13 protein-coding genes are annotated in these 20,756 nt (G+C 68.2%); 8 read left to right on the top strand and 5 right to left on the bottom strand.

The features are described 5' to 3' along the window. Positions 1 to 167 precede the first annotated feature (167 nt). The 5 genes from ACFOSH_RS38035 to ACFOSH_RS38015 all read right to left on the bottom strand — a co-directional run bounded on the left by ACFOSH_RS38035 (position 168) and on the right by ACFOSH_RS38015 (position 7,283). The gene (locus ACFOSH_RS38035; RefSeq protein ID WP_378245549.1) at positions 168 to 560 is read right to left on the bottom strand and encodes a hypothetical protein; all 393 of its coding nucleotides are present in this window, start codon (positions 558 to 560) and stop codon (positions 168 to 170) included. Then, the gene (locus ACFOSH_RS38030; RefSeq protein ID WP_378245547.1) at positions 542 to 730 is read right to left on the bottom strand and encodes a hypothetical protein; all 189 of its coding nucleotides are present in this window, start codon (positions 728 to 730) and stop codon (positions 542 to 544) included. Before ACFOSH_RS38030 ends, ACFOSH_RS38035 begins: the two co-directional genes overlap by 19 nt. Positions 731 to 860: 130 nt before the next feature. Continuing rightward, on the bottom strand, positions 861 to 1,619 hold the full coding sequence (locus ACFOSH_RS38025) for a hypothetical protein (protein ID WP_378245545.1): 759 nt from the start codon (positions 1,617 to 1,619) through the stop codon (positions 861 to 863). Continuing rightward, positions 1,616 to 2,515 (bottom strand): hypothetical protein, encoded by a 900-nt coding sequence (locus ACFOSH_RS38020; RefSeq protein ID WP_378245543.1) that lies wholly within the window; start codon positions 2,513 to 2,515, stop codon positions 1,616 to 1,618. The genes ACFOSH_RS38025 and ACFOSH_RS38020 overlap by 4 nt, the downstream gene beginning before the upstream one ends. Positions 2,516 to 2,594: 79 nt before the next feature. Next, on the bottom strand, positions 2,595 to 7,283 hold the full coding sequence (locus tag ACFOSH_RS38015; protein WP_378245541.1) for a DUF6531 domain-containing protein: 4,689 nt from the start codon (positions 7,281 to 7,283) through the stop codon (positions 2,595 to 2,597). Positions 7,284 to 7,924: 641 nt separating this feature from the next. Here ACFOSH_RS38015 and ACFOSH_RS38010 point away from each other — a divergent pair. The 8 genes from ACFOSH_RS38010 (at position 7,925) to ACFOSH_RS37975 (ending at position 20,756) form a co-directional block, all read left to right on the top strand. Then, positions 7,925 to 8,965 (top strand): ParB/RepB/Spo0J family partition protein, encoded by a 1,041-nt coding sequence (locus ACFOSH_RS38010; RefSeq protein ID WP_378245539.1) that lies wholly within the window; start codon positions 7,925 to 7,927, stop codon positions 8,963 to 8,965. Between the two features lie 340 nt (positions 8,966 to 9,305). Continuing rightward, complete coding sequence (locus ACFOSH_RS38005) at positions 9,306 to 9,569, top strand: acyl carrier protein (RefSeq protein WP_378245537.1); 264 nt, start codon at positions 9,306 to 9,308, stop codon at positions 9,567 to 9,569. 52 nt (positions 9,570 to 9,621) lie between these two features. Continuing rightward, entirely contained in the window at positions 9,622 to 10,770 is a 1,149-nt protein-coding gene (locus tag ACFOSH_RS38000; RefSeq protein ID WP_378245535.1) for an LLM class flavin-dependent oxidoreductase, read from the top strand. Continuing rightward, positions 10,767 to 11,996, top strand: coding sequence for a cytochrome P450 (locus ACFOSH_RS37995; RefSeq protein ID WP_378245533.1), 1,230 nt, complete (start codon positions 10,767 to 10,769; stop codon positions 11,994 to 11,996). Before ACFOSH_RS38000 ends, ACFOSH_RS37995 begins: the two co-directional genes overlap by 4 nt. Next, positions 11,989 to 13,992, top strand: a complete 2,004-nt coding sequence (locus tag ACFOSH_RS37990; protein ID WP_378245531.1) for an amino acid adenylation domain-containing protein — start codon at positions 11,989 to 11,991, stop codon at positions 13,990 to 13,992. Before ACFOSH_RS37995 ends, ACFOSH_RS37990 begins: the two co-directional genes overlap by 8 nt. Positions 13,993 to 14,014: 22 nt before the next feature. Next, positions 14,015 to 18,805: an amino acid adenylation domain-containing protein gene (locus tag ACFOSH_RS37985; RefSeq protein ID WP_378245529.1), complete on the top strand. Its 4,791-nt coding sequence runs from the start codon at positions 14,015 to 14,017 to the stop codon at positions 18,803 to 18,805. Between the two features lie 32 nt (positions 18,806 to 18,837). Continuing rightward, positions 18,838 to 19,776, top strand: a complete 939-nt coding sequence (locus ACFOSH_RS37980; protein WP_378245527.1) for a thiamine pyrophosphate-dependent dehydrogenase E1 component subunit alpha — start codon at positions 18,838 to 18,840, stop codon at positions 19,774 to 19,776. After that, the gene (locus ACFOSH_RS37975) at positions 19,773 to 20,756 is read left to right on the top strand and encodes an alpha-ketoacid dehydrogenase subunit beta (protein ID WP_378245525.1); all 984 of its coding nucleotides are present in this window, start codon (positions 19,773 to 19,775) and stop codon (positions 20,754 to 20,756) included. Before ACFOSH_RS37980 ends, ACFOSH_RS37975 begins: the two co-directional genes overlap by 4 nt.

The raw sequence follows: 20,756 nt of genomic DNA, 5'->3' as shown, positions 1-20,756 counted from the left end.
GCCGATCAGGGTTAGTCCACACAACCGACCATGATCAACTGGTGGCCGCACCTGTCTGCGGGCAGCCCACCAGCGACATCACGAAGTCCGTCTGGAGTACTAGCCGAGACAAGAACTTGGCGGCGACAACCACTCCGTCGGCATCGGCCCGAAAGCGCCCCGCTCGGTCACTTTCGCGGCGAGTGCGTCTCCTCTTCGGCCCCCTTGTCCGCATGCGCGAGGGAGAACAAGGACGACAGGAGGCCGATCGAGCGCATGTTCATCAGCTGCCAGGCGCGGGCGATGCCGACACCGAGATTGGCCACCATCAGGTAGCACAGTGTCTGGAGCCCGTCCGTGACGTCGCTGTGCCGGACCAGCTCGACGCCGGCTCGGACTTCGAAGCCCGCGATGACGAGCAGCACCAGGACCAGGGTCAGGGAGCTCCACTTCCCGGTGCCCCGGCGGGCGGCGGTGATGATCGAGCGGGCGATCGCCGCCGCGAAAGCCGTCATCGTCACGGCCACCGCGAGGGCCCACCACCCGGCGGACACCCCCGGGATCAACAGCGCCAGCGACAACAGCAGCGTATCAACGCGGCCGACGCGCGGGCGTGGTATTCCACGTGCGTCGCCGCTTTCCAGATGCGTTCCGGGAACACCGAAAGCGCGACGAACAGCAGACCTATCAAGGCGCCGCTGGTGCCTGCCGCGGCGACCGCGAACTCACGGAACTCATCGGGGAGGATCACCGGCACACCGTAGCCAGTACCGCCCGGGTGGAGATTTTCTCCACCCGGGTCGGTCAGGTCTTCACTCGAAGGGGACGTCAACCGGGAGGCCCAGCGGATCGGCGAGGACTGCCGGGCGGGTCAGCTGTCGTCAAGCCCGCGCGGCGAAGTACGCGGTGACGACCCTGACCTTGGTCGGCGGAGGGAACTCGGCGTTGTCCGCGCTGAGGCCTCCGACCAGCGCGGTCCACACGGGGGCCGACCGCTGGACGGGCCCGTCATCCTGTTTGCCCACAACGTAGAGCGAGTCGCCGCCGCAGTCGTAGTAGCCGACGTAGTCGTCGGCGCGTCCCGGCCACGATCCGCCGTTGCGCAGCTGACACCGTGCACCGTTGGCCAGCTCCAGCCCCCACGGCAAGGGTTCCGGCTCCGCGGCGATGGTGTCGACCTTGTCCGAGGTCTTCAGCCGTCTGAGCGACTTTTCCCAAGGCGTGATCCCGCAGAGCAGTGTGGGGCTGTTGACTGTAGTCCAGCAGACATCCGCGCTCGCGGCTGTCGAGCCGCAGCGGATCACGCCCGGAGAAACGGAAGCACGCGAGGCGAAGCAGCCGGAAATCTCGATGGCATCGGAAACTTCTGTCACCGTGTAGCCTGGCGCGGGATCGCCGGAGCCGGTCACGGCCACGACCTTCACGACCGTCGTCGGAGTTCGTGGTTGCGGGTCGACGAAATTCGCGCCGGAGGAGCTGGCCGGTACAGAGGTCGTCAAGGGCACAGGGGTCGTGAGTGGCGCGGAGGTTCGCGCCCCGGTGACCTGCGGTTCCTCGCCGCTCAGCGATCTGAACACGAAGATCCCGGCCGCCGCGAGCAGGACCACGATCGCGACGATCCACAAAGCTCGGACGTTCATGGTGTTCTCGCGATTTCCGCGATCAGCGCCCGGATGTCGCCGGGAGCGCATTCGCTGGTTCCGGAGTTGCCGGACGATTCGTCGATCACCGTGCCCGGAGGCGATGTCGAGCACGAAAAGGTCCCCTGCCGCATGCTCGGCGAAACCGCGAGGCGCGCGAATTTCCCGGCGCTCACCCGGTCGAACCCGTCGCGGTTTCCGTTGAGGGGCAAGGAAACGGTCTCGACCTGGTCGCCGGTGGCGACATCGGCGACGATCCGGCCCGAGTAGCTGTGCCCTGGGTCGCCGAGCAGATGCAGCTCGATGTTCCCTTGTTCGCCCGGCGCCAGATTGAAGGCGAACGGCTTCGTGCTGTGGGACTCGTTTTCGACCTGTTGAGCCTGAGGATCTTGATCGAGCTTCAGGTGGAGAACCGCCGTATCCGCGTTGCCGCCGTCGGGACATACGAATCGGATGGCCGGCTGGGGATCGTACCGGCGCAGGTCCGCGGCTCGCACGTTGCTGACCGCGAGCATCGCACCGTCCTGCGCGGTGTTCCGGAGGGACACCCGCTGATACGGGGGAACTTCCTCGCCGGTCTTGCGAAGCCACTCGGTCACCGCCTCGGAGCAGTACCCGTTGACACCCGCCGGCATCTCCTCGAGGCGCGCGTCCAGCGGAAGAACGTACTCGGTGACGCCGCGTTTGTTGATCGGCTCCATGGTGAGGCTGGCGGGTTTGGTCTCGCTCTTGAAGAGCTCCGGAGCCGGCCCGGTCACCGCCACGGCCAGACTCGCGCCGGCGACCGCCAAACTCGTGACGGCGGCCAGCGGGCTTTTCATGGCCTTGCCCAGGCGGCCGGGTTGCCGCGACTTCGATGTCTTCTTACGACGTCTCGCGGGTTTCCTACCGGCCATACGCCCTCCCCACCACCGTCGATCCTGGTGACAAGTCGACGGTGGTGCCCGAGCCGTTACAGCGGGGCGGGCGGGCGGCTCACAGCCGCCAGGCTTCGCCCTGCTGGAAGTTGTCCCAGACGGTGTCGTTCCAGTTCTTGCGCATGTTGGCCATGCCGACCCCGCCCGGTGGTTTGACGAGAGTCAGTTCGATGGGACGTCCGCTTTGCATGGCGCCGACGAACGTGTGGTGTTTGTCGCCCATGAGCGACAACTGGTTCGGATTGTTCGGTGGGTAGTAGACGGGAATCTTGACCGGCGTGTTCATTTCGCCGTTGGCCTTCCACCCGTTGATCTTGTCGTTGACGATCGACGTGCTGATCTTGTTCTGCATCGGGACGATGTCGTTGTACCCGCTTCCCGGCAGCTTCTGCGGGTTCGGGGTGAACGTGTAGGTGCCCTGCACGGTCATCCGGTTGTACTTCTGCGGTGTCGGCGGCGCGACGAAATCGTCCTTGGTCGGCACCTTGTTGTTCGGCTGCGGCTTCGGCTGCGGCTGGTAGTTCGGCTTCTTGGTGCGGTCCGGGACCGGGGGCTTCGGCTTCGGCTCGGGTTTCGGCTGCGGCTGGTAGTTCGGCTTCTTGGTGCGGTCCGGCACCGGGGGCTTCGGCTTTTTCGCACTCCCTCCGGTGTTGCCCGCGTTGTGGCCACCGCCGGGCTTTCCCGGTGTCCCGCCCGAGCCGGTGCCGCCGCAGTCCATCAGCCCGAGCGGATCCGACGTCGCGTAGGGATCTCCCGGGTAGGCGACCGGGTTCGGCCCCGCTTCCAGGCCGGGCGGATCCTGGCTGAGGTACCGCGCGGTCGCCGGGTCGTAGTAGCGGTGCACGTTGTAGTGCAGGCCGGTCTCGTCGTCGGCGTACTGCCCGGGGAACCGGAGCGGGGTGCGCGTCTTCTCGCCCGCGGACGGCAGATGCCTGCCCCACACGGTCCTTCGCCCGTACCACGCCATTTCCCCGTCGGCGTCGAGCAGTTCGAGCGGGGTGCCGACGGCGTCGTTCACCACCGAATGGAAACTTTCCCCGCCTGGCCCGCGTTCCCGCTGGGTCACCGGTTCACCGCTGTCCGGATGGCGATCCCATGTGATGACGTGGCGGGTGCCGTCGGGGTCGGTGCGCACCTGCTCGATCAGGATGTCGCCGTCCCAGGCGAACTCCACCGACTCGACGACGCCGCCGTCCGGCCCGAGCCGGTGTTTGGCGATCCGGCGGCCGAGCGGGTCGTAGCGGTATCGCCAGCGGCCGCCGTCGGGGGTCGCGACACCGATCAGCCTGTCAGCCGCGTCCCAGACGTAGTGCCAGATCCGTTCGCCGGACGGGTGTGCTTCCCGGCGCAGCACCCGGCGGCCCAGCGGATCGTGTTCGTAGGTGACCGCGCCGGCCGCCTTGAGCGTATTGCGTTCGTAGAACCGAGGTCCTGCCTCCGCGCCGGCAGGCCAGGCACCGGTGACCGTCCCGACCGTCAGGTTGCTCGCCGCGTCGTAGCCGAAATCCTCCCGGAATCCGTTGGAGGCCACCGTGGTGAGACGGCCCAGCGCGTCACGGCCGAAGGTCGTCCGGCCGGCGATCGGGTCCGAGGTGGCGGCGAGGCGGCCGTCCGGGGTGTAGTCGAACGCGCGGGCCCGGCCAGGTCCGTCGTTCGTGAAGAGCGTCTGCGTGGCGAGCCGGTCATCAGGCCCGAAGGTCTCCTGGAACAGGTACGCGTCGTCGATCGTCCGGCCGTCCGGTCTCCCGGCGTCGTCGTAGGCGTACCGCACGGTGTGCCCGGCACCGAGCAGGGAGATCGGCCGGTCTTCGACGTCGAAGAACCATTCGCTCTCGGCGCCGGAAGGGGTCCGGCGCCGCAGCGAGTTGCGCTCGGCGTCGTAGCCGAAGGCGACCGTGCGGCCGTCGATCGTCTCGCGGACGACACGGCCGTAGGCGTCCCGCTCGAATTCCACGACCGAATCCGCCGAGGCGACGCGCACCGCTTCGCCGACCGGGTCGTAGGCGTACCACGTGCTCCCGGCGGGAGCGTGCACCTCGATCAGGTTGCCGAGGACGTCGTAGCGGTATTCGGTGCTCCGGCCGTGAAGATCCACCGAGTGCACCAACCGGCCTGCCGCGTCGTAGTCGTAGCGGCCGGTCCGGCCGTCGAAGTCGGTCTGCTCGATCAGCAGGCCCCTCGGGTCGTAACGATAGGTCCAGGTCAGCCCGTTCGGATTGGTGACCGACACCGGCCGCAGTTCGGTGTCGTAGCGGTAAGTCGTGCGCCCGCCCGCGGGATCGATCGTGGCGGTCAGCCGGTCGAACGGCCCGTATTCGCTCCGGACCGCCCGGCCGAGCTCGTCGACGTGCTCGACCTCGTTGCCTTCACCGTCATAGCGCCAGGTCGCGCGGTCTCGCCCGGCGCGGATCCGCAGAGCGGGCAGGCCGCTCACCGTCCAGCCGAGCTGGGTCCGCGTGCCGGTGCCGTCGGGGACCGAACGCGGACGGCCGAACTGATCCCGATCGTCGGAGTCCCGCGTCGCGCCGGGTTCCGCGCCCGGGTCGAGCCGGATCGGGGTGGCGACGCCGACGGGTTCCCGCAGCGGGTCCGGCGCCGACTCGTCGTAGAACCGGCGGAAAGACCTGTCGCCCTCGTGCACCGTGACCGAATACAGCACTTCGCCGTCGTGTTCGAGCAGCGCGACGCTGCCGTCCGGACGGGTCACGCTCGTGACCCTGCCCTCGTCGTCGTAGTCGTAGCGGGTGGTGTGGCCGAGTGCGTCGGTGCGGGAAAGAAGGCGGTCGTACCGGTTCCACTCGAAGGTCGTGGTGTGCCCGAGCGGGTCGGTCTCCGCCACCGTCTGATTCGCCTCGTTGAGCTGGAAGACGGTGCGGTGCCCCAAGGAATCCGTATGCGTGGTGACCAAGCGGGTGCGGTCGTAGTCGAAGGTGCCGTCGAGAAAACCGTCCGTGCCGACGGCGCGCACGCAGCGACCGTGCCGGTCGTAGACGTGGCGGTACCAGACCCCGTTGCGGTCCTGCCAGCCGGCGAGGCGCCCTTCGGTGTCGTAGTCGAGCAGGAGGGGGATGCCCGACGAGTCGACGATTCCGGTCAGGTGCCCGGACGCGTTGTACCGGTAGCTCATCACCACGACGTCGGCGTCCGCCCGGTCGCCGAGGACACGCAGTTCGGTGACCCGGCCGCGTTCGGTGCGCAGCCCGACCGTCACCCCCGCGGAATGCCGGAAAACGGTGGGAGAACCGGATTCGTCGTACTCGACGTCGACGCGGTGGCCGTCGCCTTCGATCGCGCGCAGTGGCAGCACTGCCCCGCGCCGGGCGGCGAACCGCAGGATCTGCCCCCGGCGATGATCGGTCACCGTGGCGGTGCCGTCCGGACCGAGCGACAGCGGCCACCGCGGCCCCTCCACCGGCAGCACCGGGCGGGCGTCGGCGGGCAGCGGATAGACCAGGATCCTGCCGTCCGGCGAGAAGTAGCAGACATGTTCGTCGTCCACTTCGAGGCGTTGGTCCACAAAGGACGACCAGGTCCGGCCGAACCGGCGCCCCGCGCGATACGAGGAGACGTGCGTCCGTTCGAACAGCAGTTTCAGCGGACCCGGCAGTTCCAGGTCGACCTGGGTCAGCACCACTTCACCGGTCGCGACGTCCACCGGATCGGATCGGTAGTTCCGGTTTTCCGGGCCTGCCGAACGATCACGGGGATTGTCCGGCTTGTTCGACGACGAGGACGAGGTGCCTTCGTCGGGGCCCCTGCCGCCCCGGGATCCGCCGCCGCCTGGACTGCCTTCGCCGCCCTGGTTGCCATCGCCGCCACGATGGTTGTTGTCGCCGGAGGAGTGGTTGTTGCCCCCGCCGCCACCGCCGCGGTGGTCGTTACCGGCGCCGGAGCTGTGGGTGGAGCCGTCGCCTTCCGGATTGCCCCTGGTGTGGTCGCCACCCCTCGGTTTGGTGTCGATGTCCTTGGGCTTGCCGGAGGGTTTGACCGTCCCGCCCTTGAGGTTCTTCAACGCCTTCGAGGCGTCGCCGAACAGGTTGTCCACCTTCTTCAGCAACGGCATCAGCGCCTTGAGCGCCTTCACCAGCTTCGTGGTCAGACCGGCGATCTTCGACGCGGTCTTGGCCACCGCCGCCACGACCTGCGGTACCACCCACGTCAGCCCGATCCCGAGCGTGAACACCACCTGCAACGCCCAGGAGATCAGGTGCCCGATGAGTTCGGCGATGATGTCCCGGACCAGCGTCCGGACAGCGGCGACGACCTCCCCCGCGGTCTTCACCCCGCTGCCCGCGCCTTCGCTGCCCTTCTGCGCGCTCTGGATCAGTGTCGAGGTGTTCTTCGCCTGCTTCCGGTACGCGTCGGCCGCGTCGCCTGTCCAGCTACCGAGGTCCTTCTCGACGAGGTCCACCAGCTCGACCGAGACTTCCCCGAGTTCCTTGGCGATGTTCGTCCAGGTCTCCGCCTGCGCCGCGATCTCGTCCGCGTTGCCGGTGAGAGCGTTGAGGGCCTCCTTCAGCGGACCGACATGCTCGATCAACCAGCCGACGCCGGCCGCGAACACCGTCCCGAACGGGTCCATCACCGCTGTCAGGGCGTCCAGCGCGGTCCCCACCGCGCCCATCGCGACCGACGCCCAGTCGCCGCTCTCGATTGCCGACTTCAGGTCGAGAGCACCCTCCAGCAACGGCACACCCGACACCGCCGTCGTCGAATCCTTCACTGGCGCGACCAGCGGATTACTCACCGGATCCCCCTTCGACACAGCTGACCGAGCACACGGACAGCTGAATCGAAGGTATCGCGACGGTGACAGTCAGCTACAAGGGTTGCTCCGGGCTTGCCCATTCGCACAACCACACTTGCCTGTGCGACCACTTTGACCGACACCACCGCTTCCCAGGGTGGTGACGGCGCTCACGTCGCCTGTCGCGCGGGCGGGAGGATGCGAAGGAAGGGCGTCGCGGCGGCGACTTTTGTCAACTCTTTTCGAGTGCGAATTATCGCGTGCCGCGATGTCGAATAACCGCCGGTTCCGATCGTGACTTTACGCCACTTTCACTCGACGCTCTTTTACCACTCTTTTACCGAGGATGGACATTTCGTCGTTCACCGGCCGATCCGTTGCACGATTCGTCCCCCAGCCTGCGATCCCTTGTGTGCGGCACCTCTTCGACCAGGCTGCCCGGAAGGCGCACTCCCGTCAAGAAGAGCCCTTGGACACCGCCGTGACCGAGCAGGAGAGGCATTCGAGTTCATCGAGTCGGCGGTCGAACACCCCAGCGAGCGGGAACACCCGATTACGACTCACGGCCCTTGACAAGTTCACACACTAGATCGAATATTGGAAAAGGTTTGACATGAACCAAGTGCTCTGGGGGCTAGAAGATGTTGAACTGGCACAAGGAAAAACAGGCGGAGAGCGCCCAGATCCCCGTGGCCAGACGGGAAAGCGACTGGTCCGCGGCCGGCTCGGATCCACCGCTCGGCGAGGTCGTCGAGGTGGCACTCGACGCGCTGTCCGCGGAAGAATCGCCGAGGGTGGCGGGCGTCGATCCCGCCTATGTCCTGATACTCGCCGAAACAGACGCCCCACTGCCACCCATTCTCGTGCACCGCCCCACGATGCGGGTGATAGACGGGCTACACCGGCTGCAGGCGGCCAAGATCAGGAAAGCCACCGCGATCACCGCGCGGTTCTTCGACGGGGACGAGCAGAGCGCCTTTATTCTCGCCGTGAAGTCGAACATCGCGCACGGGCTGCCCCTCTCACTGGCCGACCGCAAGACCGCCGCCCGCCGGATTCTCGAAGTCCGCCCGCAGTGGTCCGATCGCGCCATCGCGGCGGTCACGGGCCTTTCCCACAAGACTGTCGGCAAGGTGCGCCGGTGTTCGACTGGGGAAGTTCCCCAGACGAACGCCCACGTCGGCCGGGACGGCCGCGTCCGCGCAGTGGATCCGGCCCAGGGCCGCCGTCGCGCGCACGAGCTGATCACGAGCAACCCCACCGCCTCGATTCGCGAAATCGCGCGCAATGCGGGCGTTTCCGTCGCGACCGCGCACGATGTGCGTCATCGGCACCGCCACAGCGAGGCGCCGTCACCCGCGAGGGCACGGAGCGGGAGCCAGGCGCGCACCTCGACGAGACAACGCGCTCGGCAGGCCGACGCGGGCGACCTCGGCACCGCGCAGGTCGCCGACAACCAGGCGGCGGTGGAGCGGCTCCGCTCGGATCCCACCATCCGGTACACCGAGTCCGGGCGGACCCTGGTCCGCTTGCTGGACGGGCATCTGAACGACCGGGACCAATGGGATCAGGTCGCCAGGAACATCCCCGAGCATCGGCTGGAACTGATCTCCGAGCTCGCCAGGGCGCGCGCGGAAGACTGGCGGCAGTTCGTGGAACTGCTGCAGAAGCGCAAACGCTGAACCACCAGGTGACGTCGTACGGAAGCGGCGGGCCTGAACCGAAGGGGCTTTCCTCGCGCGTGACGCGGGGGAAGCCCCTTTTTTCCTTGCTGTGCAACGAGTTCTCTTCCTGTGACGACGAAAGAATCAAGAAAACCGGCGACGCGCACTGTTGCGGACCGCCGACGGATCGGGTGAGAATAGTGCGAACTCGCCCGCACTGACGGGCACCTGGGGCTCGGTCGGCGTGGATCATCCGAAACCGCTGATCCACTTTTCCGACCGCCACATTCAAAGCGAAGACACCATTCCGAACTCGTCTGCACGCGACCGTCCGTGCAGGTCAAGCAAAAGGGGACACATGAACGCGGTAGACGCGCGGGCTGAACTGCGCCAGCAGATCTTCTCCCTCCTGACCGAAGTCGCGGGTGGCGTTCTGGAAAACCAGACCATCGAGGCGGACACCGAGTTTCCCGAGACCGGGATGAGCTCCATCGAATACCTGGCGCTCATCGAGAAGATCGAAACGAAGCTCGACGTGTTCATCGACCTCGAAGAGAACGAAGATCTGACCACTGTGGACAAGTTCTGCGACTACCTGCTGGAACAGGTTCCGACGGCCTGAGGCCGAACCGCGATCACCTCCACAGACAAAAGATTAAGGGGTTTCCGGCATCATGAGCACCAAGGCATTCGGCTGTTTCCTGCCCCCGTTCCACGACCCCGCGGTCAGCCCCCACGCGTCGCTGCGGCGCGATATCGAACTGTGCGGCCTCGCCGACGACCTGGGTTTCGACGAGCTCTGGCTCGGCGAGCACCACTCCAGCGGCTGGAGCACCCTCAGCTCCCCGGAAATGCTGATGGCGGCGCTGGCCCGTGAGACGCGCCGCATCCGGTTCGCCACCGGCGTGATCCCGCTTCCCTATCACCATCCGCTGCACGTCGCGGAACGGATCGTGCTGCTCGATCACCTCACCGCGGGCCGGGCGATCCTGGGCGTCGGAACCGGGACCTACGTCCACGACATGGAAATGATCGGGGTGGACCCGGCCTCCGTCCGCGATCACTTCCGGGCCGCGCTGGGGACGGTGCAGGCGCTCATCAACGGCGAGACGGTCAACACCACGACACCGTGGTTCACCGTGAAGAAGGCGGTACTTCAGCTCCAGCCGCTGCGGGGTCCCGGCGCCATCGAGACCGTCGTCGCGTCTTCGCTGAGCCCGGCCGGGATCGAGCTCCTGACCGACACCGCGACGACCCCGACCGTGCACGTGGCACCGCCCTGGGGCTCCATCCGGCCCGGCATGGACCCGGATCCGGTCGGCGCGCTGATCGAGCGAGTCGAGTCCTACCGGAACAAGTCCGCGGGCAGCACCCGGATCCGGTGCAACGTCTTCGTCCACGTCGCCGACTCCCCCGCCGCCGGGATCGAGGAGCTGCTCGAAGGATTTTCCGCCCTTCGCCGCGGTTTGTACCGGAACACCCTGGGCATGCCCATCCCGGACTCCCCCGTCGCGCACCGCAAGACGTTGCAGAACCTCGTCGACACGGGCGGGTTCATCGTCGGCGACGCCGCGACCTGCGCCGAGCGGATCCGCGATCTGATCGACCGGATCGGCGACCCGGTGTCGCTGAACTTCTTCGTCCCCCGGTGGGTTTCGCACCAGGCGACGCTCGATCAGCTGACGGCGATCGCGCACGAGATCGTGCCCACCCTCGTCGGCGGGTACGAGGGCACCTCGGAGTCCATCCGGCTCACTTCGGAAGAGGCCGCGCGCCAGCTCAAGTCCCGCACCGAACTGGTCGGAAACGGAGGCGACAAATGAGTCCCACGAAGGTAAGTCTCGACTTCGGTTCGGACGAATTCCTCGCCGACCCCTGGAACATCTACAAGGAACTCCGGCGATCGGATCCGGTGCACTGGTCGGCGGCCTTCAACGCCTTCCTGGTCACCCGGTTCGAGGACGTGCAGGAACTGCTGTCGGACCGGCAGGTCGGCAGCGGGTTCCCGATGCGCAGCAGCCGCCGTCTGTTCGGCCGCACACTGCTGGACACCGACGGGCCGCGGCATCGCGATCTGCGCAAGCTGTTCATGCCGCTGTTCGCGGGCGGCTCGGTGAAACGGCTGCGCACCGAGATCCTCGTTCCCGCGGTGGATCAGGTCCTCGACTCGATCGAGGCCGAAATGGGGACCAAGGACGAGGTCGACGTCGAGTTCATGGAACGGGTCGCGGTCGGGGTGCCCTACGCGATGGTCACCCGGCTGTTCGGGTTGCCGCCGGAGGACGCGGCCTGGCTGCGGCCCCGGGTGCTGCCGCTGGCGGGCGCGATCGAGTTCCCGGCGACCTCGCTGGACTCGGCGCTCACGGCCAAGGCGGAGCTGATCGAGTACCTGAAGGACAAGCTCGCCGCTCGCGCCGACGACGGCCGGATGCCGTTCCTGGACCTCGTCTTCCCGCCGGGCGAACCTGTCGACGAGTCCATGCTGGGCACGGCCACGCTGTTCCTGCTGGCCGGGACCGAGACGAGTGTCGCCACCATCGGCAAGATCATGTACGCCGTCCTGGCACACGATGTCGACTTGTCGACCTTGGCGGATCAGGAGTACCGGACCCAGGTGGTCCGCGAGACGCTGCGGTGGGAACCGCCGAGCCACACCATCCTCAGGTACGCGACCAGGGATCTGAACCTCCACGGGGTGGACATCCCGCGCCGGTCCGCGCTGCTGCTGTCGCTGGGCAGCGCCAGCCGCGACGAGAACGCGTTCGAGGACCCGGACAGCTGGCGCCCGGACCGCACGGACCAGCGGCTGCTGGCGTTTTCGGCGGGCCCGCACACCTGTCTGGGCATCCAGCTGGCCTTGGCGGAGTTCGACACGCTGTTCGAGCGGTTGTCGCACCGGTTCGGCGGCGTCCGGCTCGGCGGTTCGCTCGACGGCATCCGTCAGGGTTTCTGGCGGCTGCGGGAGCGGGGCCACATCTTCCGGCGGCCCGACCACCTCCACGTCCGGCTGGAGCGCAAACGCGCGGGAAGCAGCGAGGCCGATGCCTGATGTGCTCGCCGCTCCCTACGATCTGACGGCCGAGCTCGCGGTCGAGGCGTCCGAGTACCACCGCGCGAAGCTGGTGCTGGCCGCGTTCGCGGTGACCTTCTGCCGGTGGACGGCGGTGAGCGAGGCCGCGCTCTCGGTCGCGGGGCGGGTGATCCGGGTCCGGGTCGACGACCAGGCGCTCGTCGGTGGCTTCCTGGAGTCGGTCCAGCCGATCGGAGTCGTCGAAGACGGACCCGTGGATCTCGTGATCGCCTCCCTGCACAAGGATCTGCGGTCCGGCGAGATCCGCTTCGTCACCGAGGTGCCGGACGCCACGCACGGGTTCGTCGCCGACGTCGCCACCGCGCTGTACGAGCTGGCCTCCTTCGACGGCCGCCTTGAGGACGTGCGCTGCATCGCGCCGGAACGCCGCCGTCTCCTCGACGCGCTGGCCGGCGAGGAAACTCCGCCGTCCGGCATCGAAACCCTGTTCCTGGAACAGGTCCGGCTCCGGCCGGAGGAGATCGCGGTCCGGCGCGCGAACACCGAGCTGACCTACGGGCAGCTCGCGTGGGCGGCCGATCGGTACGCCGGTGTCTTGCGGCGTGCCGGGGTCCGGCCCGGGGACACGGTGCTCGTCGCGACCAGGAGGTCCATCGGCGAGATCGTGGCGCTGCTCGCGATCATCCGGGTCGGCGCCGCCTACGCGGGATTCGACGACGACGCGCCGGAAGCCCGGTTGGCGAGGATCATCGGCAAACTGGCGCCCTCGGCCGCGGTGGTCGACGCCGCCGCGGCCGGTCACCCCGTCCTGCGTGGTCTCACCCGCGTCGATTCCTGGCTCCCTGGACAGGAAGTCGACGCGGACCCCGAGCCGCCCGCTCCCGGGAACGATGATCCACAAAGGACGGCGTACATCGCGTTCACCTCGGGATCCACCGGCGAACCGAAAGGCGTCGTCGTCCCGCATCGCGCGGTCACGCGGCTCGCGCGGACGACCGGGCTCCGGACCCGCCCCGGTGACCACGTGCTGCGGATGGCGCCACTGGCGTTCGACGCGTCGACGTACGAGATCTGGGTGACCTTGCTCAACGGCGCGACACTGGAGGTCTTCGCCGGGCGGCTTCCGTCGGCGAGGGGGCTCGAAAAGTTCTTCATCGAGCGGGAAGTGTCGGTCGCCTGGCTGACCGCCAGCCTGTTCCGGCTGGTCGTCAAGTCCCGGCCGCAGGCGCTCGCCGGACTCCGCTGGCTCCTGAGCGGAGGCGAGGTCGTGCCGCACGACGCGGCGGCGCAGGTGCTCGACTCATACCCCGGAATGGTGCTCACGAACGGTTACGGGCCCACCGAGAACACCACGTTCACCACCACGCACACCGTGCGGACGAGCGCGGAGATCACCGGCCCTCTCCCCATCGGCAGGCCGATCGCCGGTACCCGGGTCTTCGTCCTCGACCGGAACGCCCGGCTCGTCCCGCCCGGCGGGGTGGGCGAGCTGTACACGGCCGGATCGGGGCTGGCCGACGGTTATCTCGGCGACGAGACCGAGACGGACAAGCGGTTCGGCTTCTTCTCGCCGGATACCGGGGAACGCCTGTACCGCACGGGCGATCTCGTCCGGCTCGATCCGAACGGCGACGTGCTCTTCCTCGGCCGCGCGGACAAGCAGCTCAAACTCGACGGCCATCGCATCGAGACCGACGAGATCGGCGCCCTTCTCGTTCGGCACCCCGGTGTCCGCGACGCCGTGATCGTCGTCGACCGGCAACCGGGCCGAAGCCACCGGCTCGTGGCGGCCGTCGTCGTGCACCCCGGTGCCGACGCGGATCCCGCTTCGCTGCGCACGTTCCTGTCCACCCAGCTCCAGAGCTACGCGCTGCCCGCACTGTGGGCCGTGGTCGACGAGTTCCCGTTGACCCGCAACGGGAAAGTCGACGAAAAAGCACTGATCGAATCCGCGATGCCGCCGGTATCCGCGAGAAGTGGAGACCGCGATGTCCTCGTCGCTCGACAGCCCTGACACCCGGACGAAGGAGGAATCGATGAGGTTGTCGCTCGGGCAGGAGCGGCTGTGGCTGGTGCAGCAACTCGACCACACCAGCGCCGCGTACAACATCCCGATCGTCCTGCGGTTCCGTGACGGCGTCGATTTCGAGGCCCTCGACAGGGCGCTCGGCGCGCTCGTCGAGCGTCATCCGGTGCTCCGCTGGGCCTTCGTCGTGGACGGATCGGGGACGCCGGTCGCCAGCCCGATGCCGGGCTTCCGCATCCCGGTGGCGCGGCGGACCGCCGGGGCCGGCGAGAACGCCTGGCAGGCGCATACGGCCGACCTGGTCTCCGAACCGTTCGACCTCACGGCGGCACCGCCGGTGCGGGTGATGGTCGTCGAATGCGCCGACGGCTCGGCCATGGTGTGCGTGGTGATGCACCACATGATCACCGACGGCCGGTCCATCCAGATCGTGACCGAGGATCTCGTCGCCCTCTATCGGTCGGAGACCCCCGCCCCGCTCGAAGTGACCTACGAGGAGTTCGTCGCGGCGCAGCGCGCCGGCACCGGCTCGGTGGCGGACCACCTCGACTACTGGCGGCGGGAGCTCGACGGGTTCCAGCCGCTGCGGCTGCCGACGGACAGGCCGCGTACGGGTAACCCCGGATTCGCCGGCGACCACGTCGATTTCGAGCTTCCCGCCGAGCTCACCAAGGCCTTTTCCGCTTTCGCCCTGCGGAATCGGTGCGCGCTCTCCAGCGCCATGGCCGCCGTGTTCCAGGCGCTGTTGTCCCTCCATTCCGGACAGGAGGACATCACCATCGGAACGGTGCTGGCCGGTCGCGACGACCGCCGGTTCGCCGACGTCCTCGGCTTCTTCGTGAACACCGTGGTGCTGCGGACCCACCTCACCCCCTCGATGACGTTCCGCGAGCTGCTCAAGGTGGCCCGTACCAAGATGGTCGACGCCTACGCTCATCAGCAGGCGCCGTTCGACCAGGTGGTCGCGGAGGTCCGGCCCGAACGCGACGCGGGGCGCAACGCGATCTTCGACGTCGTGGTCGTGCACAACGGGGAGATCCCCCTGTCCGGCGAAGACGAGATCTCCAGCGTGCCGTGGGCGGGCGTGGCGACCCGGTTCGATCTGGAGCTGGTCACCCACCTGCAGGACGGCAAGCTGCACGGATCGCTGGTGTTCCGGTCCAGCCTTTTCGAACGCTCCACCGCCACGCGGCTCGTCGACCGGCTCGTCCGGCTCGTCGAACACGCGTTGCGGAACCCCGACGAGCCGCTTTTCGGGGCGCTGCGCGGACAACTCGACTACTGGCGGAAACAGCTCGACGGCGCGCCCACGGTGCTGGAACTGCCGACGGATCGCGCCCGCCCGCCGGTGGCGGCCTACCGTGGTGACTCGCTCTCCTTCACCGTTGACCCCGGTGTCGCCGAGGGGCTCCGAGGCTTGAGCGGCCGCCACGACGTCTCCCTGTTCACGACGCTCCTGGCGACCTTCGACGTCGTCCTGTCCCGCTACGCCCGCACCACCGACGTGCTGGTCGGAACCCCCGCGGCCGACGCCGGGACGCTGGTGCTGCGCACCGACCTGTCCGGCGATCCCACCTTCCCGGAACTGCTGGCCCGGGTGCGGGAGACCACGCTCGGCGCGGAAGCGAACCCGGGCGTCCCCTTCGAACGTCTTGTCGAGGAACTGGTGCCCCGGCGGGACTTCAGCCGCAACCCGCTCGCCCAGGTCGCCTTCCGGCCGGTGGACGGGCCGTTGCCGGAACCGTTCGATCTCGTATGCCAGGTGTCCGACCGGAACGGTGTGCTGGAAGCGCGGATCGACTACAACGCCGACCTGTTCGACAGGGTCACGATCGAGCGCTTCAGCGAGCACTTCCGGCAGCTGCTCGCGTCCGTCGTCGCCGACGCGGAGCGGCCGCTGTCCGCCTTGCCGATGATGAGCGATCCGGAAATCCGCCGGCTGACGGAGGACTGGAACGACACGGCCACGACGTCGCCCGTCCTGACGACCGTGCCCGCGGTGTTCGACGAGCAGGTCCGGCAGCGTCCACAAGCGACAGCCCTGATCTGCGGCGAAGACTTCCTGACCTACGCCGAGCTCGACGTCCGGTCCAACCGGTTCGCGCACCGGTTGCGGACGCTGGGCGCCGGACCCGGCACCGTCATCGGTGTCTGCCTGCCCCGCTCCATCGGGCTGATCACCGCCCTGCTCGCGATCCTCAAGACCGGCGCCGCGTACCTGCCGATCGACCCCGCGTATCCCGAGGAACGCCAACGGCTCCTGCTCTCCGACGGCGGTGCCGAACTGGTCGTCACCACCGACCCGACCGGCGATCCGACGCTCGCCGAGGAACCGTCGACAGCGCTCGAATCCGGCGTGGGACCGCGAGACCTGGCCTACGTCATCTACACCTCCGGCTCGACCGGACGCCCCAAAGGCGTCGAAATCGAGCACCGGTCGATCATCCGTCTCGTCACCGGACTGCCGGAAGGCATCCTCGGCCCGGACGAAGTGGTACTGCACGCGTCGGCGATCTCCTTCGACGCCGCCACTTTCGAGATCTGGGGCGCGCTCCTGTCCGGCGCCACCTGCGTCATCTCCACCGAACGGGTTCTCACCGCCCGGCCGCTCGCCGACGCGATCACCCGGCACCGGATCAGCACGGCCTGGCTGACCTCGTCGTTGTTCGACCACATCGTCGACGAGAACACCGCGGCGCTCACCGGGCTCCGTCAGCTGCTCGTCGGTGGCGAAGCGTTGTCCGTCACCCATGTCCGGCGCGCCGCCGCCGCACTGCCCGGCACGCGGTTCTTCAACGGCTACGGCCCCACCGAATGCACCACGTTCGCCACCTGCCACCCCATCACGGCGCCGGTTCCCGCCGGGCTCACCGGCATCCCCATCGGCCGCCCGCTCGGCAACACCCGCGTGTACGTCCTCGACGAACACGGCCGGCTCGCGCCGACGGGAGTGCCGGGAGAGCTCCACGTGGCCGGACCCGGTGTCGCGCGCGGGTATCGCGGACAGCCGGACCTCACCGAAGAGCAGTTCGTCCCCAATCGCTTCGACACCACCAGCGACCGGCTCTACCGGACCGGGGACATCGTCCGCCACAACGCCGACGGCGACATCGAGTACCTCGGACGCGTCGACGACCAGGTCAAGATCCGGGGGTTCCGCATCGAACCCCGGGAGGTCGAAGCGGCACTTCTGTCCCATGAGGACATCGCGCAGGCCGCCGTCGTAGTGCGTGCGGACTCGTCCGGGCAGAAGAGTCTTGTCGCCTATCTGAAGGTCTCGGGCGTTTTCGACGAGACCGCTCTGCGCACCCGACTGCGCGGCGTACTGCCGGACTACATGGTGCCGGCGGCCTTCGTGGCGCTTCCCGAACTTCCGTTGACCATCAACGGAAAGCTGGACACCAAGGCCCTTCCGGAGCCCGTCGGCACCGGACCGGACAAGGCCACGCCGTTCGCTCCGCCGCGGAACCCGACCGAGGAGACCCTGGCGGCGATCTGGGCCCAGGTCCTCGACCGCGAAACCGTCGGCCGGGACGAGAGCTTCTTCGACGTCGGCGGGCACTCCCTGAAGGCCGCGCAACTCGCCGTCCGGATCGGGGAGACGCTTCGGATCGAGCTGCCGTTGCGGACGCTGTTCGAGCGGCCCACGATCGCGAAGCTGGCCGAAGAGATCAACGGCGGGCGACGGACGACCGGTGCCCGCGCCTTCGATCCCGTGGCCATGCTGCGCGGCGTCCTCCCCGACCGGCTGCCGCCCCGTGGGCCCGGCGAGATCTCGGACATCCTGCTCACCGGAGCGACCGGCTTCGTCGGGGCGTACCTGGTCCGCGAGCTGCTGACGCGGAAGAACGTGCGCGTGCACTGTCTCGTCCGGGCGGCGGACGAAAGCGCGGGATGGCGGCGGCTGCGCGAAAATCTCGACCGCTACGGCCTTTCCCCCGAAATCGACCACGAGCGGATCACGGTCGTTCCCGGCGATCTCGCGGCGCCCGGCCTCGGCCTCACCGGCGCGGCCTTCGAGCGGCTCGCGGACGAGATCGACCTGGTCTGCCACAACGGCGCCTGGGTCGACGCGCTGGCCGGCTACGACCAGCTGGTGGACGCCAACGTGGGCGGCACCCGCGAGCTGATCCGGCTGGCGGCCACCACCCGGCTCAAGCAGGTGCAGTTCGTGTCGACCATTTCCGCCGGCGGGGAGAACGGTTCCCGCAGCGGGTACGCGGAGACCAAGTCGCACGCGGAACAGCTGATCACCACCGCGTACGAACGCGGACTGCCGGCAGCGATCTACCGGCTGCCCCGGATCGTCGGGGATTCGCGCACCGGACAGGGGAACACGCGGGACATCATGCTGCGCGTCCTGCGGGTCATTCTCGAACTCGGCTCCGCGCCCGACACCGAGATCGAGGAACCCTGGATCGCGGTGGACGAGACCGCGGGCGCGCTCGCCCGGCTCGGCATCGAGCAGCCTCGGGACGGCAGCCGGTTCGTGCTGGCGAGCAGGCGGCCTGTCCGGCTCACGTACCTGGTGGATCTCGTGCGGAGCGCCGGAACGGAGATCGGCACGCTGCCGGTGGCCGACTGGCTCTCGCTGCTCGAAGCCCGCTCCCCCGAAGAACACGCCATCCTGAAGCCGCTCTTCGAGTCCACTTCGGACACCGGCGGTGAGGGCAGGCCGAGCGGTGACTTCACCTCGATCGTCGTGCCGAGCCCCGACGACGGCGCGTTGCTCCGGTACATCGACAGGATGCTCGTCCGGTCCCGTCCCACCACCGAACACGAAGGGCTGCCGCGGAAATGACTCGTGAACGTCAGAGGGCCCTTTACCGGTCCATGAAACTGATCCGGGAGTTCGAAGAACGCTGCCTGGCGATGGCGATCGCCGGTGAGATCAACGGCGGGATCCACCCGTACATCGGGCAGGAAGCCGTGGCCGTGGGCATCAGCGCGAACCTGACGGATCAGGACTTCATCACCAGCACGCACCGGGGGCACGGGCACGTGCTGGCGAAGGGCGCGGATCCGCGCCGCCTGCTCGCCGAACTCCTCGGCACCCTCGAAGGGTTCAACAAGGGACGCGGCGGATCGATGCACGCCGCGGACATGAAGCTGGGCATCCTGGGCGCCAACGGGATCGTCGGTGCCGGCGGGGCGATCGCCTCGGGCGCCGCCTGGGCGGCCAAGGCCCGGGGGAACTCGGAAGTCGTCGTCAGCTTCTTCGGCGACGGCGCGATGAGCCAGGGTGTTCTGCTGGAGGCCTTCAACCTGGCCTCGATCTGGTCGCTGCCGGTCTTGTTCGTCTGCGAGAACAACGGGTACGCGACGAGCCTCAAGCTCGAAACGGGGCTCGCGGGCAGCGCGGCGCGTCGTGCCGAAGGCTTCGGGATGGTCTCGCGCACTGTCGACGGCATGGACGTCGAAGCGGTGGCGGATGTCGCGGCGGAACTGGTCGAAGGATGCCGCGCGGGCCGGGGCCCGGCGTTCCTGGAATGCCGGACTTACCGGTTCTTCGGCCACCATTCCGTCCTCGAACTCTTGGGCGTCGAATTCCGCGACCGCGACGAAGTGGCCCAATGGCGGGAACGGGACCCGATTCCCTTGCTGGGCGGGAAGTTGGGCGACGACGTCGTCGCCGAGATCGATGAAGCCGTCAAAAACCAGATCGACGAGGCCGTCGAGTTCGCGAAGAACGCCCCGTCGCCCGACCCGAAGGACGCACTGATGTACCTCTACGCGGGAACTGCCGCTGTCCGGCCGGGCGTGATCCTGTGAGCGAGCTGCCTTCTCCGGAGAACTTCGGCTACATGCACGCGATGAACCTCGCCCTGCACGCCGAAATGGCGGCCGACGAGGACGTGTTCCTGCTCGGCGAGGACGTCGGTGTCGGCGCGAGCGGGGTGACCTCGGGGCTGCTGCCCCGGTTCGGCCCGGAGCGAGTGCTGGACACACCCCTTTCGGAACAGGCCTTCACCAGTTTCGGGACCGGCGCGGCGATGGCGGGCAAGAAGCCCGTGATCGAGTTCCAGATCTCTTCGCTGATCTACCTGGTGTTCGAGCAGATCGTGAACCAGGCCCACAAGTTCTCCTTGATGACCGGCGGGCAGGTGCGGATCCCTGTCACGTATCTCGTTTCGGGATCGGGGTCGAGGTTCGGCTGGGCGGGTCAGCATTCGGACAACCCCTACAGCCTGCTCGCCCACGCCGGGATCAAGACGGTCGTCCCCGGACTGCCGTCGGACGCGTACGGGCTGCTGCGGTCGGCGATCCAGGATCCCGACCCGGTCGCCGTGTTCGCCCCTTCCGCGTTGCTGGGGGCGACGGATCCGGCCTACGGGGGCGAAGACGAGATCGTGCCGTTGGGAGAGGCGAAGGTCGTCCGCGAGGGCGGCGACCTGACGGTGGTGGCGGTGGGCCAGCACGTCGGCACGGCGCTCGAGGTCGCCGAGAGTTTCAGCGACCGGGCGGACATCGAGGTCATCGACCCGAGAACGGTCTACCCCTTCGATTGGGACTGCCTCCGCAAATCGGTGCACAAGACCGGGCGCCTGGTCGTGATCGACGACTCGAACCGCATGTGCGGGCTGGGGGCGGAGATCGTCGCGACGGCGGCCGAAGAGTTCGACCTGGTGGCGCCGCCGAAGCGGGTTTGCCGTCCGGACGGGACCGTCATCCCGTATGCGCTCGCGCTCGACACGGCCCTGGTGCCGGGAGCCGGACAGCTGACGGACGCCATCGAAGCGACGTTGACGTAG

The sequence above is a fragment of the Amycolatopsis speibonae genome (assembly GCF_042647925.1).
Lineage (GTDB): Bacteria > Actinomycetota > Actinomycetes > Mycobacteriales > Pseudonocardiaceae > Amycolatopsis > Amycolatopsis speibonae.
Note: the sequence above shows the minus strand (reverse complement) of the source record. Positions and strands in the feature narration are given on the sequence as shown.

Excerpts from the sequence above, each read along its gene's own strand:
- ACFOSH_RS38025 (WP_378245545.1), bottom strand. The coding sequence starts at position 1,619 with ATGAACGTCCGAGCTTTGTGGATCGTCGCGATCGTGGTCCTGCTCGCG.
- ACFOSH_RS38020 (WP_378245543.1), bottom strand. The coding sequence starts at position 2,515 with ATGGCCGGTAGGAAACCCGCGAGACGTCGTAAGAAGACATCGAAGTCG.
- ACFOSH_RS38010 (WP_378245539.1), top strand. The coding sequence starts at position 7,925 with ATGTTGAACTGGCACAAGGAAAAACAGGCGGAGAGCGCCCAGATCCCC.
- ACFOSH_RS38005 (WP_378245537.1), top strand. The coding sequence starts at position 9,306 with ATGAACGCGGTAGACGCGCGGGCTGAACTGCGCCAGCAGATCTTCTCC.
- ACFOSH_RS37980 (WP_378245527.1), top strand. The coding sequence starts at position 18,838 with ATGAAACTGATCCGGGAGTTCGAAGAACGCTGCCTGGCGATGGCGATC.
- ACFOSH_RS38000 (WP_378245535.1), top strand. The coding sequence starts at position 9,622 with ATGAGCACCAAGGCATTCGGCTGTTTCCTGCCCCCGTTCCACGACCCC.
- ACFOSH_RS37995 (WP_378245533.1), top strand. The coding sequence starts at position 10,767 with ATGAGTCCCACGAAGGTAAGTCTCGACTTCGGTTCGGACGAATTCCTC.
- ACFOSH_RS37985 (WP_378245529.1), top strand. The coding sequence starts at position 14,015 with ATGAGGTTGTCGCTCGGGCAGGAGCGGCTGTGGCTGGTGCAGCAACTC.
- ACFOSH_RS37990 (WP_378245531.1), top strand. The coding sequence starts at position 11,989 with ATGCCTGATGTGCTCGCCGCTCCCTACGATCTGACGGCCGAGCTCGCG.